Here is a 16930-nt window from a genome sequence, read left to right as displayed (position 1 = left end):
ATGAATAAAACAACAACTGAGGATAAGTTAAAGCAGAAGCGGAATATGCTTTATTACAATCAGCTGATACTGAATGAAAGACGTGCAAAGTCTTTTCATGGAAGAAAAGCAAAAACAGCTAAAAAGCGTACAAGTTTTGGTTCTCAAAAAGTCGATTTTAAAGATTATCTGTTTATTCCCGAACAATGGGAATTCGTTGCATACATACTCTATTTTGTCGGTATCCCCTATACCGTTGGAGCTTTGTTTTTATTTTTATTTATAGCAAATGCAAATTGGGAAAGCTTTCAGTTACTGAATCTCAATGCATTTCCTGTAGTTTGGCTGATAGGGTATGAAATAGTCTCTGTCTGTCTGTTGATCTGGATTATGATTCTGTATTTAACCTATGAAGCAGAAGAGGGGTATTAAAGCAGCCCAGCCTTACAGCTTCACTGCTTTTTTATAGGCTTCTTCTATTGCTTGGATGCAGGCATTGCGAACATTTCCTTTTTCGAGTGCAGCATATCCTGCTGCTGTTGTTCCTCCCGGGCTCATGACACCGTCTTTAAGCAGTGCAGGGTGTATTTCCTGGATAAGCTCTCCAAAACCGTCAAACAAACCACGCATAATAGCCATGGCATCTTCGCGTTTGAGTCCCTGTTTGACTGCTCCGTCGCTTAAAGATTCTGCAATAAGTGCAAGATAAGCAGGACCGCTGCCGGCAAGAGCTGTTGCTATGTCTATCTCTTTCTCGTTTGCCAGCCATCTTGTTGATCCGATAGAATTAAAAAGCGTTTGTGCTTCTTCTTTATAGGCGGTATCTCCTGTAAGTGTTGTCATGGATTTTCCAACACTCGCCGCAAGGTTTGGCATAGCTCTTACAACTGCAGATGTGTTAAAATGATCTTTGAGTTTCTGAATGCCTGTTCCTGCCAAAACCGAATAGAGTACCTCTGCTCTGCCTTGCAGTTTTTTTGACACTTCTTCTACATTTGCCGGCTTTACACACAGGAGAATATTTTTATCTTCAATATTAAAATTATCAAGAAGAGATTTCTTTACATGTAAACCGAGTTTTTCTTCAAAACTGTCTAACTTTTTACGGTCTCTTCCAACTACTTCTATGTTGTAACTGTTTTTTAAACCTTTGGCAATGCTGAGTGCCATATTGCCATTTCCGATAAATGTAATTGTTTTCATACAAGTCCTAAATGTTTTATGGTAGTATAACATTATTAAAATTAGGGCACCTCTAAATTTTTTTAGAGGTGCCCTAAAGTCTAAAAAATGGGTGAGGATATGGAACAATTTTTAAAAGAAGCAAAGACTGCGAGTAGAGTATTTAACAGTTTGAGCGGACGTGATAAAAACAAAATACTACATGAAATGGCAAATGCTTTACGTGCCAATACTATGGATCTTATAGAAGCAAATGCTATTGATATGCTTGAAGGTGAGAAGAACAAATTAAGTTCTGCATTGATGGACAGACTTTTTTTGGATGAGGAGAGAATAGAGTCCATGGCAAAGGCTGTAGAAGAGATAGCTGCACTCAAAGAACCGGTAGGACGCGTACTTGACGGGTGGTTGACTGAAGATGGGCTGAAAATAGAAAAAGTGAGTATTCCTATTGGGGTTATCGGTATTATTTATGAATCACGCCCTAATGTTACGAGTGATACAGCTGCTCTTTGTTTTAAGAGCTCAAATGTTTGTGTCCTTAAAGGCGGCAAAGAAGCAGAACGCTCAAACAAAGCAATCGCAAAAGTTTTAAAAGCAGTCTTGGAAAATCATGATTTGCCGACATCTCTTATATCTTTGATTCCGGACAGTTCCCGTGAAGGTGTGGCCAAACTTATCAAAATGGATAAATATGTAGACCTGATTATTCCTCGCGGAGGAGCAGGGCTTATAAAATTTGTCAGTGAAAATGCAACGGTAAGTGTTGTCAAACATGACAAAGGGCAGTGTCATACCTATATAGACAAAGACGCAAATATTGAGAGTGCTGTAAAAATTGCATTGAATGCAAAAGTACAACGACCGGGTGTCTGTAATGCTATGGAGACACTGTTGGTAGACAAAACAATAGCAAAAGAGGTACTTCCTCTTTTAAAAGAGGCGTTTGACAATGCAAATACACAATTAAAGGGCTGTGTGCAAACTCAGGAAATAATCAGTGTTGCAGAGGCGACAGATGCCGATTATCATACTGAGTATTTGGCAAATATTTTAAATTTGAAGGTTGTTGAGGGTGTCAACGGGGCAATTGAGCATATAGTACGTTTCGGCTCAGGACACTCGGAAGCTATTGTTACTGAAAATATCACTACAGCAGAGAAATTTTTAAACAACATTGATGCAGCGGCAGTTTATGTCAATGCCTCTACCCGTTTTACAGACGGAGGCGCTTTTGGCTTTGGTGCAGAAGTGGGAATCAGTACAAACAAACTCCATGCAAGAGGGCCTATGGGAATAGAAGGGTTGACAACGTATAAATACAAAATTTACGGAAGCGGGCAGATAAGATGATGTTGACAATTGACGAATTAAAAAGTATTGTTTTTTTTGAAAATCTCAATGAAAAAGAGTTGAAACTGTTACTTTCAATCACAAGAAAGAGAAGTTTTTCTCAAGGTGAAATTCTTTTTTATGAAAAAGACAAAGCACAGCATCTTACGATGGTGCTTGAAGGTGTTGTGAAAATTTATAAAATAGATCCAAAAAACAATGAAATTATTCTGCATCGGTTTAGACCAAAAAGCATGGTGGCCGAAATGGCGGTTTTTGAAGGTATTCCGTATCCTGCTTCTGCTGCTTTTGAAAGTGACGGGAGTGTTTTAGAGATAGACTTTGAAAAATTCAAAGAGTATTTTCTTGGAAATCAAGATATCTCTTTGGCCCTTTTTAAATCACTGACCCAAAAAATCAAGCATCTTGACAATGTGATAGCCTTGAATGTTGTTCTGGACTCAACGGCAAGAGTTGCAAAATATATTTGTGAAAATGACGAGGCACTGAAGATGAAAAACAATCAGCTTGCACAATATCTGCACATGACTCCCGAGACACTCTCGAGAATACTGAAGAAATTTACAAAGTTAGGGTTTGTAAAAAAAGAGGCAAGTTCATACAAAATTACAAACAAAGAGGCATTAACCATCCTTTTTGAGTGATTTTTCTCTTTTTATTGATATTGGTCAACCTGTTATTACGCTTTCTTGATTACAATCATGAAATCTTATAAGTAAAAGGATTGATAATGTCACATATACCCAATGAAGCTGAAAAAATAGTTGTTGACGGTGCTACCGTTGATTTTTATAAATTGCAAAAAGATGGAGAAAGTACCTATTATTTTGATACATCAAAAGAGGGGCCGCCACACCCAATGGTAAATGCAATGGCAGGCTTGGCTCTTATAAAAGGAACTAATGACACTTTGGTGATGATAAACCATAAAGCACCGGGAGGACTTTTTGCAAAACTTGAAGATGATGTGAAGTATGATATACAAGAGCTGGATGACGGTTTGGTAAAAGTTGTTTTTTCATATAACAAAGATGCTGCAAGTGAATCTGATTTGACACAGACAAGTTGTGGCGGTTGAGTTGAGTAATGGTAAAAATATCGCAGGACTTTGCACCGCCGTTTAAACTAATAGCTCCTTTTTTCCTGATAGGGAGCCTGTTTTATTTTTTTGCATCAGTCTATCTTTTTTCATTTGATGCTGCAAATCTCTCTTTTGTCAACCCGGATATGATGGCATTTGTACATCTGTTTTTATTGGGTTTTGTCATGATGGTGATTTTTGGTGCAATGGCACAACTGGTTCCGGTTGTTCTTGAAGTCGGACACTTTGGTGTAGAACTTTTTTATGCAATTTGGCCGTTGCTGCTCACGGGTACACTGCTCATGGTGTTCGGATTTTTGTATTTTCCCGCGCTGCTGCCTTACGGCGGTGTGACTGTATTGATATCTATGCTGATATTTGTAGGCGAAATTTTTTTAACAATATTTAAAGTCAAAAAATTAACTTTGGTGATGAGCAGTCTGCTCATTTCAAACACTTTTTTGTTCTTCGGAATAATTTTTGGGCTTTTAATGGCACTCTCTTATGCCGGAACAATTTCTTTGGATATTGCATCCTTGCTGAAGGCCCATGTCTATGCGGTTTTAGGCGGTTACATTGCGATAACCATTATGGGACTCTCTATTGTGCTTGTTCCTATGTTTACGCTCTCACACAGCTTTTCTTTGAAACCGTTAAAGATTTCTTTGATTATGATGAGTATGGCTGTTGTGAGTGTTGTCATATCTTCATTTTTTAAGATAGATATACTGGCCTATACCGGCTATGCTTTGGCAGCTGTTTCGATGATCGTCTATTTCTATCTTATCTATATAATTTACAGTACAAGACCAAGAAAAGAGAACGATATCTATGCGGTCTCTTTGATGTTCTCTTATATTTCCATGTTGGTTTCCATTGTGATTGTCGTGTTTTATTTTCTGACACAAAAAGAGGAATTTTTACTGGCCTCTATGTGGCTGTTCTTTTTTGGATTTTTTGCTTTTTTGATTACAGGGCATATTTACAAAATAATTCCGTTTTTGGTCTGGTTTGAAAAGTTTTCACCATTGGTAGGGAAACAGAAGGTTCCGATGCTGGCAGATATGGTACCGTACAAAAGTTCGCAGGCTCAGTTTGTATTTTGTGCAGTCGGTGTTGTTTTGATTACCATCGCAATACTTACAAAAGGTGATGCATTGCTGCATGCCGGTGCTTCTTTTCTTTTTATAGGAACATTGGCATTTATCAGAAATGTATTTTATATGATAAATTTTAAAGCATAAAATTTTAGAAGAGGAGAATTACATGTATACAAAAGATGAATTATTTCAGGCAATTTCAACGGTTATAGATCCGGAAGTAGGTTTTAATCTTGTGGAAATGGGTCTTATCTATGATGCCAGTTGTGATGAAGAGGGGAATGCTAAAGTAGTCATGACGCTTTCAACAAAGGCCTGTCCTATGCATCAGATGATTTTGCAATGGGTAAAAGAAGCAGTAGAAAAACTGCCAAATGTAAAAAGTGCTGATGTAGAAGTTGTCTGGGAACCGCAGTGGAATATTTCCATGGCTGATGAAAATGTCAAAAAAGCACTGGGTGCTGCCTGATTGTATGAGCCTACTCTTGAGGCTCATGTTTTAAATAACTGTTTTTTATCAGTATCATTTCATATACCGAAACTTTTGGCATCGCTTCGTCTATAAGTCGGTCTGTATCTTTATATTTACCCTGCATTCTTTTTATATCATCATAGGCTTTCGGCTTGACTTCACTTGTTGCAACAGAAATAACAGCAGCCCATATAAGAATAATGGCAATCCATACTATTTTTTTAGCACCGGCATACACGCCTAAAAAATGAAAGATAATTGTCAGAACAATTCCAATACTCAACAAAAATGTCAAACTCATAAATGTATCCTTTCTCCTTCTGGGGTAATTGTAATATTTGCATCTTTAAACATCTGATCTCCAAAATCTTTGACACCCAGGGTTCCCAGCAGCATTAAAATGACAACTAAAAACAAAAAAATGACAGCCATACCATATCTTTTGAATCTACTTATCATTTTCAGTCTCATCTTTTGGGGCAATAGGTGAATAGTCTACGCATCTTGCCGTATGAAAATCTCTGATAAAATCAGGATTTTTGAAGTAATCACCATCAAGTCTCCATCCAAGCTTTTTTGAAATCAAAACAGATTGTGAAATGGTTCTTCTCATTTTGTTTTCACAGATAACAGTCTTGCCTTCATTAAAGATTTCTTTGACACCCTGCATTCTTTTGGTAGTTACAAAATAATGAATACCTATCATAATGGCAAATATGGCAAATATACCAGACATTCCTTTTTTAAAGGCACCTTTTGGCATAAAATCCCTTGTTGTGACAAAGGCGGTAATGGCCAAAAAAAATATTCCTATTACAATATATGCAATTTCCAGTTCAAAAAATCTTTCCATTATATTTCTCCTTTATGCAACTGTAGCATGTTTTTTTTCCCATTCGGCAAATTTGGGTGTGAAATACTCAATTCTTACCTTTTTAAACTCTTTTGATGAGTACAGAGGCATGTAGTCTTTTGATTCTATCTCCTGTGCCATCTCCGCAATCATGGCATTTGTCTCTTGGGTCGTTTTTCCGTGGACCATTGTAAAGAGATTATAGGGCCAGTTTTTGTATTTTGGACGCAGGTAGCAGTGACTTACGGCAGAAAAAGCCGCTGCCTTTGCACCTATGGCATCGCCGAGTGTTTCATCAATATCCCAGACAACCATGGCATTTGCATTAAAACCTGCTTTTCTGTGGTTTAAAATGGAAGCAAACCGTCTCATGACACCGGCTTTCTGCAACTCCTGCAGGGTATTGAAAAAGGTTTCGTAGTCTATATCAAGATCATTGATGATATCAGCAAATGGTTCGCTGACAAAGTCAATGTCATACTGTACTCTCTGAATAATTTTATGGTGTAAAGGTGTCAGTTCTATATCTTTATGGACAACTTTTTTTACCTCTTCTTTTTTTTCGTCTTTTCCTGTCGTATTGAGTTTGACATTGATCTTAAAAAGCTTCAGGGTAGGCAGAACAATATAATCATCTGCCTCTGTAAGGCTGGCAAGCGTTTGTATTGTTTTTTCTAAACCCAAAACAGAATCAGGTGCAACTGCCATGGTAAACCAGATGTTAAAATCATGGTTTCTTTCGTAGTTATGCGAAACACCGGGATGGGCATTGATAATCTTTACGGCACTGTTGATTTTTTCTTCGGGAATTTTAAACGCAACCAGAGATGATTTGTACCCCAGGCGTTTTGTGTCAAATATGGCGGAAGTCTGACGTATGATATTTGCTTTTTTTTCTGCTTGCAATATCTCTAAAACTTCATCTTCTCGCATACCCAACTCATCAGCAATCACCTCAAAAGGTTTTTGTACCAACGGAAACTTTTTCTGTATTCTTGAAAGTATCTCTTGTTTCATCTGTATTACTTTATATTAATTTTTAGCATAATGATTGTATCTATCTTTATCTAAATTTAAATTGATATTTGTCAAGAACTTTATGTCTGTATATGTTATGATTAGATTACAAAAACTTAAGTAAGGGTATTTGGAATGGCTTATTTTCCGGCATTTTTAAAATTAGACGGTAAAAAAATTCTTATAGTAGGTGGCGGAAATGTTGCGTATGAAAAGTTGGAACATCTTCTTGATTTTACAAAAGACATACATATCATTGCAAATGAATTTTCACAAGAGATGCTGCAACGTATACAGGAAGAAAATCTTGTGTATGAAAAGCGTAAGTACAGAAAAGGTGATATACGGGAGTTTGCTGTTGTAGTGGTTGCTGTGGACAGTATTGCACTGCAGGCGGAGATATTTGAGGAGTCCAAGCAGTACAATTGTTTGTGTAATGCTGTGGACTCAGTGGCCTATTGTGATTTTATTTTTCCTTCGTATGTAAAAAAAGAGGATCTGATTATTGCAATATCAACTTCAGGTGCTTCTCCTGCAATGGCAAAACATTTAAGAAAGTATCTGCAAAAGATGATTCCAGGTGGAATTTCGGAGTTTTTGCAGGAGATGAAAAAACTGCGTAAAAGTTTGCCCAAAGGAAAAGAGAGAATGAAAATGCTTGATGAAAAAGCAAAAAAATATATAGAAAATTGGAGTCAGTAATGAATGCTAAAAAAGGATTGTTTTTAGGGATGTTGTTTGCATTTTTTGCACTTGGGTTTATAGCGATACAAAAAGCTACCCCGGATACAAAGCCGCACAGAATTTACAAAGAGATTAAAGTCTACAGTCCGTATAAGTTTGAAAAAACAATCGGGGGTCTTGCCATTGTAGATACAAGAACAGGGACCAAAGAGAAACCGGATGCGGCAGATTCATTGTACCGTATGGATGAACTGGACCAGAAGTGGGGAAAAAAACATTTGAAAGTTATTGGAAATGATGTTGTCGTCCTTGGTGATGCAAATCAAACAGTGAGAAAAATCTATATAGAGACAAAAGAAGAAAGAGACTGGCTGAAAAAGTTTTTTGGTATCTAATCTTATATTCGTTTTATAAAGGGAGTGCATTATGCTACGTTTGACTTTCCTGGCAATTTTTATTATTGTTGTATGGATAGAACTGCTCCCTTATATAATCCCAAACAAACCAAAAGAAATTTACAGTGATGAAAAACTTCGGGAAATTGCCTTAAGCAGAGGCATGTCTCCTATACCAAAAGAGTATAGCGGCTTTTTAAAACTGCTTGATTCCAAAGAGAACCCGATAACAAAAGAGAAAGTTGCCTTGGGCAAAAGTTTGTATTTTGACAAAATACTTTCTCAGGACACATCAGTCAGTTGTGCTTCTTGTCATATGTTGGGTGAAAATCCGCACAATAAAAAGCAGTTTTTAGATGACCTGACTCATCCTCAGGCCAAAACTGACTGTATGGTATGCCATATAAAAGATCAAAGCGGCAGTGACAGACTTACAACTGCTATTGGTACAGAAGGAAAAACCGCTCCCAATCATTTAAATACCCCTACAATCCTAAATTCTGCTTTGGCAAAATACAGAATGTGGGACGGGTCTGCAACAACTTCAAAATCTGCTATTGCTCCGATGATACATGGCAAATATACAATGAATTTATCAACGCAAGAGGTCGAAGAAAGAGTCAAAAAAAACAATGCATATAAACAAAAGTTTGACAAAGTTTTTGAAGACGGAGTGACTTTTGAAAATGTGTGTAAGGCTTTGGATGTATATCAGAAAACGCTGCTTACCCGAAGTGCCTATGACAGATTTTTAGAGGGTGATGACTCTGCTATGAGTGAGGAGGCAAAAAGAGGTTTCAGAAATTTCATTCAGCTTGGATGTAAGGGATGCCATACCGGTATAACGGTCGGAGGACAGACAATTCAAAAGTTTCCGACACGCAATTATAATCATATCATAGATGTAACGGGAATTTTCAGCACAGAGTTTATCGGTCGTGATGTAGCTGCTTTTGATTTCAATATCAAACCCTACAGCAGATATCCATTTGAAAATAAAGGCGGCTTTTTGGGAAAAAACAATGAACAGCTTTTTCGGGTACCTGTTTTAAGAAATGTAACGAAAACATCTCCCTATTTTCATAACGGAGCCGTATTTGATTTACGGGAAGCTGTCCGTATTATGGGGAAATATCAGTTAAGCATGGAGTTAACAGAGATACAGATAGATGAAATCGTAGCATTTTTAAAGTCACTTGAAGGTGATGTTGTCGAGTATAAGGAACTGCAATGAAAATTTTATATATAAACCTTGATATTCTCTTTATGTTTGTCAGTGGAATTTTGCTGATGAACTATTTTTCGCTGCAATGGTCCTATTTTCGAGTGATAGAATTTCTTCACATTTTTGGTTCTGTAGTCCTTACACTGTTTTTTGTGCTTCCTTTTTTATATAAGCATATTTATGAGAGTATGATAATTATGAAACACAAAAGCAAAAGCGGATTGGCATTTGCTTTTGTGTTTGTGTTTTTGCTCGTCAGCGGAACGTACCTGTTCTTGATAGGCAACAGAGGCGGTGATATCTATGGTATTATCTCATACTATATACATCTTTATGGCTCTTTTGTCTTGCTGTTCTTTTTTGCACTGCATCTGAGAAAGTTTTTTGCAGTAAAAAAAATGACAGCTGTTCTTCCTCTCTTGCTGATATTCTTTCCAAACTATGCCTATTCAAGTTCAGAGAAACTGACAAATATCATCTTTACAGACGGTGCAAAACATCACCACAGCATAGACTGGACAAACTCCGTTACATGTAAGGCCTGCCATCCGGCTGTCTTTCAACAATGGGCGGATTCAAACCACAGGCATCTTGCCGATTCCAATCCATACTATATGGTGCTTGAAAATTTAGCCGAAATGGACAGAGGCAAAGAGTTCAGACAATGGTGTATGGGTTGCCACAATCCGAGTGCCGTGAGTATGCATCAGGAAAGAACTACACATTTTATGCAAGACAATATTATGCCGGAACCGCTTTTTACCAAGGGATCAAAAAATCTGATAAATGAATTTGAAAAACATCCAAACAGACTTGAACAGGGTGTCTCCTGTATTGCATGCCACCGTATAACAGATGCAAAGCCGACGGGAAACAGTTCCTACAGTCTCAATCTTACAAAAAGAAAAAAATATCTGTATGAAGATGCGCATGCAGATATGAAAGTCTGGATCAGTCAGAAGCTTATCAATGCAAAGCCAAAGGTTCATAAACAGGAGTATATGAAACCTTTATACAAAAAAAGCGAGTATTGTGCCTCTTGTCATAATGAGTTTCTGCCGCATAGCGGGAAAAAAGTTGTCTCAACGTACGAACAGTGGAAAAAATCACCTTATAACAATCCGAAGAAGCCAAAGGAGCACAAAGAGTGTATCGACTGTCATATGACCTATTTGAAAAACGGAAAATTCTCTCCGCTTGAAGGCAGGTCAACTCTCGGGGGAAAACATAAAAAGGATATCAAAGTACACTATTTTGCAGGCGGAAACCATTTCCTTGCCGGCTTGAAAAACAAAGAGAATGAGTCACAGTCCATACAGCTTTTAAAAACATCGGCAAAACTGGATGTGAAACTTGACAAAGGGGTTTTGTCTGTAGGTGTAAAAAATGTGGGGGCTGGACACAAACTCCCGACAGGCGCGGCAGATTTTCGGGAACTCTGGCTTGATATAACAGTAAAAGACAAAAGCGGAAAAATTGTTTTTAGCAGTGGAAAACTGAATAAAGAGGGAGAGATTCAAAAAGGTTCTGTCATTTTCAACAAAGTATTTGGAGACAAAGAGGGCAAACCGGTAGGATTGTTTTTTTGGCGATATGAAAAACTGCTCAAAGATACAAGAATCCCTGCAGGCAAACGGGTTGTAGAAAAATTTTCATTGCAAAAAGAGCTGCAGTATCCTTTACATGTAAACATAAAGCTTAACTTTAGAATTTATCCGCAATGGGTGACAAATATTGTCAAAGCGGCATACCCGCAACTTCCGGATCCGCCGGTAATTACAATAGCAGATCTGGAAAAAGATTTTGATTAGACTTCTTGTATTGCTTTGTTTCTTTTTCATGGAGGGAGAATCATTTATACTTGAAAACTCTTACAGCAATGCCCATCAAAAAGCTGTTCAGGAAAATAAAATACTGATGGTCTATCTGACAAAAAAACACTCTGCTGCTTGCAATAAAGAGCTTTTTAAAATTATCAACAGCAAAAAAGTTTCATCGCTTATTGAAAAATATGCAGTTTTTGTTATAGTCTATCAAAAACAAAAAGAGAGTTTTCCTATAGAAATGCTCTATACTGTGCAATATCCAACGCTCTTTTTTCTTGACGAAAATGAGCTCTTTCGCTGCAAGGCATTGCGAGGACATATGAAACCCAGTGATATAGCGAGGTGTTTAAAGCAAAAGTAGATGTTTACTCCTTGATGTTTTTATTGCAAAGCTTCAAAAGCATCATCAATTGTTTTGTATTGTTGGGCTATAAAAAGATAGACTGCGGCATTGAGTTTTGCCAGTTTTAAATATTCATCTGAAGGGTTGTTAAGTTGTTCGAGTGAGTCTGCAAGAGTGATCTGGTCCCAGGATTTTTTATAATGTATGCCGTAGTATTGCGGGTCTATAATGATCTCTTTGACTTCATCTGTTTCAATCATCCAAAGGCGTCCTTTGCTGAAAAGTTCCGGTGTTCCTTCATTCCCCTGAATTAAGGCAAAACGTTCATATCTGTCTGCAAAAATTTCAACATATTTCTTGACATAAGGTTTGTGAAAGACGCCTGTAATGGCATATTTGCTGTTTGCAGCTTTTGGAAGTTTCTCTATTGTATTGAACCCGCTTCTGAGTCCCAGTTTGTTTCTGATATCTGTCAGCTTATGGAGTTTGTTGCAATACTCTTTTCTGTCAAAATATTTAATATTTGGATGAAGATCTATCTCCTGGCATATATTTTTAGTGGTGATACCATCTTTTGCCGGCTGTTTTTCATCCCCCATAATGACAAGTTTCAATGCTGTCTTTTCTAACATTTGCGCAACCAGAGGAAATATATACGGATTTTTTGCTTTACCGTCAAAAGGGTATCCCAATTCTATTGAATCCGGAATATTCTCTTTGCGGGTATATTCGTCACATGCGCTTAAAGCTCCTCGGAACTCCTCTGTCGTTTCAGGCTTGAGTCTCCATCCAAGCAGGAATGCGGCAATTTGTTCGCTTGGAACACTCTGGTTCAAAACCTGTTCCATCATATCTTTGCTTTCTTCAAAGCTTAAATCTCTGTTGCCTTTTGGACCGGTGCCTACCGCATGTATATATTTAAAAAAATCCATTCAATACCTTTTGTTTTTTTCTTGCATCAAGTGTATCAAAAGTATATAAATATAACTACTCTTCTGTCGCTTCAACCTCTTTTTTTATAGCTTCTTGCAAATCAGCGTCTTTTGGTGAGATATTAAAATAATTTTTTGCAAAAGTAATGGTAACTGCTTTCATTTTACCATTTTCTTCTTTTTCTCCGATAAGCATATTTTCTTTAAACTCAGTGATTCTCCAACCGTTTTTTTCACCGGCTTCGCGAATGAGAGTATGGACTTTTTTGAGTGGAATCTCATGTTTGAAGTGTATGAAATCAGCTGTTTTTACATCTTCGGATGATATTTTTGCTGTTGAGCAGGCATTGAAAAGCAGAGTGCTTAAAAGTATCGAAATCGTCGAAATTATGATTTTTTTCATAGTAACCCCTTTGTTATATGATATAATAATAATTATAAAGAAAAATTTAATTTCGAGGAATTTTGATGACACTTCACGATGTTATGATTATTTTGGTGCTGACTTTCCCAATGTTTATTTTTACAATCTATCCGGCAATCCGACTCAGTGATTATCTGGAGGCACATCACGGGATACAAGAGTCTCAAAAACGCTCTGTAATGTTAGCGGTAACATTTTTGGGTGCCCTGTTTCTCTCCTCTTTATTGTATTATATATGACAAAAGGAATTGTATGAAAAAATTACTTTCTATACTGTTGCTGAGTGCATTGTTATACGGGTCAGATGCTGCTTTTGAAGCCTTTCATGCCGGAAATTATAAAAAAGCATTTTCATTGTTAGACACAGAAGCGAAGCAGGGGAGTATCAATGCAACCTATAATTTGTCGCTGATGTATTACAACGGGTATGGAGTAGAACAAAATATCTCTAAAGCAGCCGAACTGTTAGAACGTGCGGCAAAAGCGGGGCATAAAAAAGCGCTGCAAAATGTAGGCCGTATTTATATGCAGACAATGAATTTTGACAAAGCCGCAGAGTGGCTGAAAAAAAATGCAAAAGAAGGTGATACCAAAGCCTGTTATCTGTTAAGTGAAATCTATGTTACACAAAACAAATTCAAAGAGGCAAAGAAATGGGCCCAAAAGGCTATAGACGCAGGAAATCCCGAAGCTGCACTCTTGTATAAAGAGTATAAGTTACAAAACTATTAGTGATGAAACCAGTCAAGCTGTTTTCTGAGTGTAACAACTTTTCCGACTATAATGAGTGCGGGAGTTGGTACACCTTCTGCTTTTTGCACAATATCACCGAGTGTTCCGACAACAACACTCTGGTCTTTTGTCGTACCGCGTGAAATGACAGCGCAGGGATAATCTTCAGGCTTGCCTACTTCTATCAGTTTTGATGAAATTTTAGAAAGATTATGCAGTCCCATTAAAAATACGATGGTGTCATCTGTTTTGAAATTTTCCCAGGCAATCTGGGACTCTTTTTTGTTTGGGGATTCATGCCCTGTAACTACTCGAAAACTCACGGCAATGCCACGGTGAGTGACCGGAATGCCGGCATAGGCAGGAACGCTGACTGCAGAGGTGATGCCGGGAATAATTTCGAATTTTACACCTCTTTCATGCAAATATGCTCCCTCTTCTCCGCCGCGTCCAAAGACAAAAGGATCTCCGCCTTTTAAGCGGACAACTACATTGTGCTTGAGCGAGTTTTGGTAAATAACTTCATTTATCTCTTCTTGAGGAAGTGTATGCCTGCCGTCTTCTTTGCCGACATAGACAAATTCACATCCGTCTTTTGTCATTTCTAATATTTCCGGATTTGCCAAACGGTCATATATGATGACATCGGCCTCACCGATAACTCTGTGTGCTTTCATTGTTAACAGCTCAATATCTCCGGGTCCGGCACCGGTTAAATAAACTCTACTCATTGTTTTTTTCCTCATAAATAAAAATACCTGAAGGCTTCTTGATGGTAAAAATTTCGCGTTTTAACCACCATCCTTTTGTATTTATTACAGCGATTTTGTTAGCATCATTGACAGAAACATACAGATAAGGTTTTTCCCGGGACCATCTTACATGTAACACCTTGCCGTCAAACTGAAATCGCTTAATGACTTTGAGTGTTTTTGTATCTATGATTTGAATGACCGGAAACTTTTTACCGCTGAAGGTCACAGCCAAATATTTTTTATCCGGTGAAAGGGCAGTAAAAACAGGCATTCCTTCAGTTTTAATAGCTGTAATAAATTTAAATTTTGGAGTAAAGACAAAAACTTTGTTGTCTCCCACCGCAGGAATGAAGATTTTAGAATGGCTCACTGACCAGAAACCGAAATGCGGTACTTTTAAAACCGGTTCTCTTTCTCCCAACTGTAATGGAATTTTTTTAAATTTCATAGTATCCAAGTTGAGTTCGCCTATCCATGGACTGTTGAAAAAGCCGTTGACATATTTATTGCCATCAAGTAAAGCGTCAAAAGGCATAATTCCCACATCTTTAAACTCTTTGTAGAGAACAAAATGCGGTTTGCCTTTGCCTTTGTTTGTGTCTTTGTAGACGGCAATCGTGTCTTTGTCCATCTCTGAAAAAACAAGATAGTTTTTATAGATTTTTATACCAACATTGCGTGAACCGGTTTTGAGCTTTTGTATGGGCTGCAGATTACGGGATAAAATATCTACACTTTTGTCATCATAGTTGGCAACGGCGACATAGTTTTTGTTAATGACAAACCCTATGGCACTTTTGCTTGTTTTATATTCGGAAAGTTTTTTTTCGCTGACAGGATTAAATCTTATAATATAGCCGTCGCGGGAGATAAGATAGCCGTCCTTGCCATAAAACTTCATAACACCATGATTCATATTGTGCATATGCTCCATATGGTTTCTTGGGAGCCCGTCTTCTATGACTGCTACCGAATTACTCTCTCTCTCAACAACAAAGACTTTTTCATGTGCACTTGCATTTACATGTAAAGACAAGGCTGTTAATACAACTGCTAAAATTTTTCTTATTTTCATTATACTGTCTCTCTTTCTTCTTGGGTTAAATAACAGGATGGATCTTCACTCCACAGGTCACCTGTTATTGCATACGCACGTGCGCGACTGCCGCCGTTACATATATCTATCTGCTTACATGTACTGCAAATACCGCTGATTTGTTTTCTTGGATGAATTCTCAGCTCATCCAATAATGCTCCGTTTTGCCAGATATCACCAAAGTCCTGATGAATAATATTACCGACAATGAGAGGAAAAAACGGGTCAGGACGCACATCGCCTTCGCTGTTTATGTTGAGGAGTTTTCGACCTGCGGAGTTGCCGCCCCATTTTACAAGTCTTTGTCTCATTTTATCTTTAAGTTCCGGATACTTTTGTGCAAACTTATTGAGAAATGCAACCGCATCCATCTCCATATTTCCGGTCACTATTTCTATGTCACGTCCGGTTTCATAATACTCAAATGCTTTGCCCAGTATAAAATCAACCGCTTTTCTTCTCTGCTCTTTTGTAAGATCCATTTTTAGATTGTCGAGTCCCCGACCGGAGTAAACTAAATGGGAAATATATATTTTTGGAATATTGTGTTTTTCGACCAAATCAAAAATATATTCCAAAGAATTGATGGTGTCTTTTGTCATAGTGAATCGAATACCGACTTTTGCGCCTGTTTCATTGGCAAGCAAAACAGATTTTAATGTTTCTTTAAAAGCCCCTTTTAGCCCTCTGAAGTAATCATGTGTGGCTTCATCACCGTCTATACTCACACCGACATAGTTAAAGGTATCGGTAATTCTTTTTATATTGCCCTTTGTAAAATAGAGCCCGTTGCTTGAGAGGTAGGTAATGATACCGTTTTCTTTGCAAAAATCGGCGATTTCAAAGAGGTCCTTTCTTGTTAAGGGCTCACCGCCTGAAAAGATGATAAATTTTACACCATTGGCTTTCATCTCCAGGATGGTTTTTTTAATCTGCCCAGTTGTGAGGGTATCTACTTCATCCAAGGTTGATTTTGAGTAACAGTGCAGACAGGAGAGATTACAGCGGTTGGTAAAGTTCCAAATGGCGATACTGCCGTCTAAAATCCTCTCTTTTTTTTCTTCGACAACGGAGGCGATAAGATTTGACAATCGAAACATTATTTTTTACCTTTATAAGAGAGAATATAGTCACTGATGGCATCGAGCTCTTGTGCATTGAGATGAAGCTGTGTCATAACAGTTCTTTTGTAGCCAAAAGCTTTGTACATTGATTTTGGAGAAGCGATATAGGCTTCTATTTCAGATTTTGTTCTTTTTGCGGCAATTTGGGAAAACGGAGGACCAAAGGCCATTGCTGTTTGATGATGGCATCCCCAACAGTAAGTTTGAAAGACTTTTTTACCATCTGGCTTTTGTGCAAAAGCCACAGAGCAAAAAAGTAAAAAAAGAATAATCAGTTTTTTCACTCCATCTCCCTTTTTTAAGAACTGTATATTGCTTATATTGTAGCGAAAATTTACTTGAAATTTTGCTTATAAA

Annotated in this window: 24 protein-coding genes; 13 read left to right on the top strand and 11 right to left on the bottom strand. The window is 37.6% G+C overall.

The annotated features are described in order from the left end of the window. Positions 1–411, top strand: a complete 411-nt coding sequence (locus tag MLC44_RS09395; protein WP_434657060.1) for a hypothetical protein — start codon at positions 1–3, stop codon at positions 409–411. Between the two features lie 12 nt (positions 412–423). On the opposite strand, the gene MLC44_RS09390 is transcribed toward MLC44_RS09395, so the two are convergent. After that, entirely contained in the window at positions 424–1182 is a 759-nt protein-coding gene (locus MLC44_RS09390; RefSeq protein ID WP_434657058.1) for a pyrroline-5-carboxylate reductase, read from the bottom strand. Between the two features lie 99 nt (positions 1183–1281). Between MLC44_RS09390 and MLC44_RS09385 the strand changes: the two genes are divergently transcribed. The 5 genes from MLC44_RS09385 (at position 1282) to MLC44_RS09365 (ending at position 5164) form a co-directional block, all read left to right on the top strand. After that, complete coding sequence (locus MLC44_RS09385; protein ID WP_434657056.1) at positions 1282–2514, top strand: glutamate-5-semialdehyde dehydrogenase; 1233 nt, start codon at positions 1282–1284, stop codon at positions 2512–2514. After that, a complete protein-coding gene (locus MLC44_RS09380; protein ID WP_151899950.1) occupies positions 2511–3158 on the top strand; it encodes a Crp/Fnr family transcriptional regulator in 648 nt (215 codons plus the stop codon). Before MLC44_RS09385 ends, MLC44_RS09380 begins: the two co-directional genes overlap by 4 nt. Before the next feature lie 86 nt (positions 3159–3244). Further along, the gene (locus tag MLC44_RS09375) at positions 3245–3592 is read left to right on the top strand and encodes a hypothetical protein (RefSeq protein WP_151899951.1); all 348 of its coding nucleotides are present in this window, start codon (positions 3245–3247) and stop codon (positions 3590–3592) included. Between the two features lie 8 nt (positions 3593–3600). Beyond that, entirely contained in the window at positions 3601–4839 is a 1239-nt protein-coding gene (locus MLC44_RS09370) for a hypothetical protein (RefSeq protein WP_434636520.1), read from the top strand. A gap of 22 nt (positions 4840–4861) precedes the next feature. Next, positions 4862–5164 carry a metal-sulfur cluster assembly factor gene (locus MLC44_RS09365; RefSeq protein WP_151899953.1) on the top strand — a complete coding sequence of 101 codons (303 nt, stop codon included), beginning with the start codon at positions 4862–4864 and terminating at the stop codon, positions 5162–5164. Positions 5165–5174: 10 nt separating this feature from the next. On the opposite strand, the gene MLC44_RS09360 is transcribed toward MLC44_RS09365, so the two are convergent. The 4 genes from MLC44_RS09360 to ahbA are packed head-to-tail and all read right to left on the bottom strand — an operon-like array spanning position 5175 to position 7037. Continuing rightward, positions 5175–5468 (bottom strand): hypothetical protein, encoded by a 294-nt coding sequence (locus MLC44_RS09360; RefSeq protein WP_151899954.1) that lies wholly within the window; start codon positions 5466–5468, stop codon positions 5175–5177. Beyond that, entirely contained in the window at positions 5465–5599 is a 135-nt protein-coding gene (locus MLC44_RS09355; protein ID WP_269138907.1) for a hypothetical protein, read from the bottom strand. The genes MLC44_RS09360 and MLC44_RS09355 overlap by 4 nt, the downstream gene beginning before the upstream one ends. A 16-nt stretch (positions 5600–5615) precedes the next feature. Further along, a complete protein-coding gene (locus MLC44_RS09350) occupies positions 5616–6020 on the bottom strand; it encodes a hypothetical protein (protein WP_418640507.1) in 405 nt (134 codons plus the stop codon). 12 nt (positions 6021–6032) lie between these two features. Further along, positions 6033–7037, bottom strand: coding sequence for a siroheme decarboxylase subunit alpha (gene ahbA / locus MLC44_RS09345; protein ID WP_418640506.1), 1005 nt, complete (start codon positions 7035–7037; stop codon positions 6033–6035). Positions 7038–7172: 135 nt separating this feature from the next. On the opposite strand from ahbA, the gene MLC44_RS09340 reads away from it, so the two are divergent. From MLC44_RS09340 to MLC44_RS09320, 5 genes are read left to right on the top strand one after another with little or no spacing between them, the layout of a single operon-like run. Then, on the top strand, positions 7173–7739 hold the full coding sequence (locus tag MLC44_RS09340) for a precorrin-2 dehydrogenase/sirohydrochlorin ferrochelatase family protein (protein WP_418640505.1): 567 nt from the start codon (positions 7173–7175) through the stop codon (positions 7737–7739). After that, entirely contained in the window at positions 7739–8116 is a 378-nt protein-coding gene (locus MLC44_RS09335) for a hypothetical protein (protein ID WP_151899957.1), read from the top strand. The genes MLC44_RS09340 and MLC44_RS09335 overlap by 1 nt, the downstream gene beginning before the upstream one ends. Before the next feature lie 31 nt (positions 8117–8147). Beyond that, the gene (locus MLC44_RS09330; RefSeq protein ID WP_434657054.1) at positions 8148–9350 is read left to right on the top strand and encodes a cytochrome-c peroxidase; all 1203 of its coding nucleotides are present in this window, start codon (positions 8148–8150) and stop codon (positions 9348–9350) included. Further along, on the top strand, positions 9347–11152 hold the full coding sequence (locus MLC44_RS09325) for a multiheme c-type cytochrome (RefSeq protein WP_434636511.1): 1806 nt from the start codon (positions 9347–9349) through the stop codon (positions 11150–11152). Before MLC44_RS09330 ends, MLC44_RS09325 begins: the two co-directional genes overlap by 4 nt. Beyond that, entirely contained in the window at positions 11145–11528 is a 384-nt protein-coding gene (locus MLC44_RS09320; RefSeq protein WP_151899960.1) for a thioredoxin family protein, read from the top strand. Before MLC44_RS09325 ends, MLC44_RS09320 begins: the two co-directional genes overlap by 8 nt. Positions 11529–11548: 20 nt before the next feature. On the opposite strand, the gene MLC44_RS09315 is transcribed toward MLC44_RS09320, so the two are convergent. After that, positions 11549–12442: a glycosyl transferase gene (locus MLC44_RS09315; protein WP_151899961.1), complete on the bottom strand. Its 894-nt coding sequence runs from the start codon at positions 12440–12442 to the stop codon at positions 11549–11551. Positions 12443–12497: 55 nt separating this feature from the next. Next, a complete protein-coding gene (locus MLC44_RS09310) occupies positions 12498–12845 on the bottom strand; it encodes a hypothetical protein (protein WP_434657051.1) in 348 nt (115 codons plus the stop codon). A gap of 65 nt (positions 12846–12910) precedes the next feature. Between MLC44_RS09310 and MLC44_RS09305 the strand changes: the two genes are divergently transcribed. Together MLC44_RS09305 and MLC44_RS09300 are read left to right on the top strand one after the other, a co-directional pair. Further along, the gene (locus MLC44_RS09305; protein ID WP_151899963.1) at positions 12911–13105 is read left to right on the top strand and encodes a hypothetical protein; all 195 of its coding nucleotides are present in this window, start codon (positions 12911–12913) and stop codon (positions 13103–13105) included. 13 nt (positions 13106–13118) lie between these two features. Then, positions 13119–13598, top strand: a complete 480-nt coding sequence (locus tag MLC44_RS09300) for a tetratricopeptide repeat protein (RefSeq protein ID WP_151899964.1) — start codon at positions 13119–13121, stop codon at positions 13596–13598. Here MLC44_RS09300 and cobA read toward each other — a convergent pair. Genes cobA through MLC44_RS09280 form a run of 4 tightly spaced genes read right to left on the bottom strand, consistent with a single transcriptional unit; the run spans position 13595 to position 16857 of the window. Further along, positions 13595–14329, bottom strand: a complete 735-nt coding sequence (cobA, locus tag MLC44_RS09295) for a uroporphyrinogen-III C-methyltransferase (protein ID WP_151899965.1) — start codon at positions 14327–14329, stop codon at positions 13595–13597. The genes MLC44_RS09300 and cobA overlap by 4 nt on opposite strands. Further along, positions 14322–15428: a cytochrome D1 domain-containing protein gene (locus MLC44_RS09290; protein ID WP_434657049.1), complete on the bottom strand. Its 1107-nt coding sequence runs from the start codon at positions 15426–15428 to the stop codon at positions 14322–14324. Before MLC44_RS09290 ends, cobA begins: the two co-directional genes overlap by 8 nt. After that, on the bottom strand, positions 15428–16549 hold the full coding sequence (locus MLC44_RS09285) for a radical SAM protein (protein WP_418640500.1): 1122 nt from the start codon (positions 16547–16549) through the stop codon (positions 15428–15430). The genes MLC44_RS09290 and MLC44_RS09285 overlap by 1 nt, the downstream gene beginning before the upstream one ends. Further along, positions 16549–16857 (bottom strand): c-type cytochrome, encoded by a 309-nt coding sequence (locus MLC44_RS09280; protein WP_151899968.1) that lies wholly within the window; start codon positions 16855–16857, stop codon positions 16549–16551. Before MLC44_RS09280 ends, MLC44_RS09285 begins: the two co-directional genes overlap by 1 nt. Between the last annotated feature and the right edge of the window lie 73 nt (positions 16858–16930).

Origin of the sequence: Sulfurimonas sp. NW9 (genome assembly GCF_051132275.1) — a bacterium.
Taxonomy (GTDB): Bacteria; Campylobacterota; Campylobacteria; order Campylobacterales; family Sulfurimonadaceae; genus Sulfurimonas; species Sulfurimonas hydrogeniphila.
Note: the sequence above shows the minus strand (reverse complement) of the source record. Positions and strands in the feature narration are given on the sequence as shown.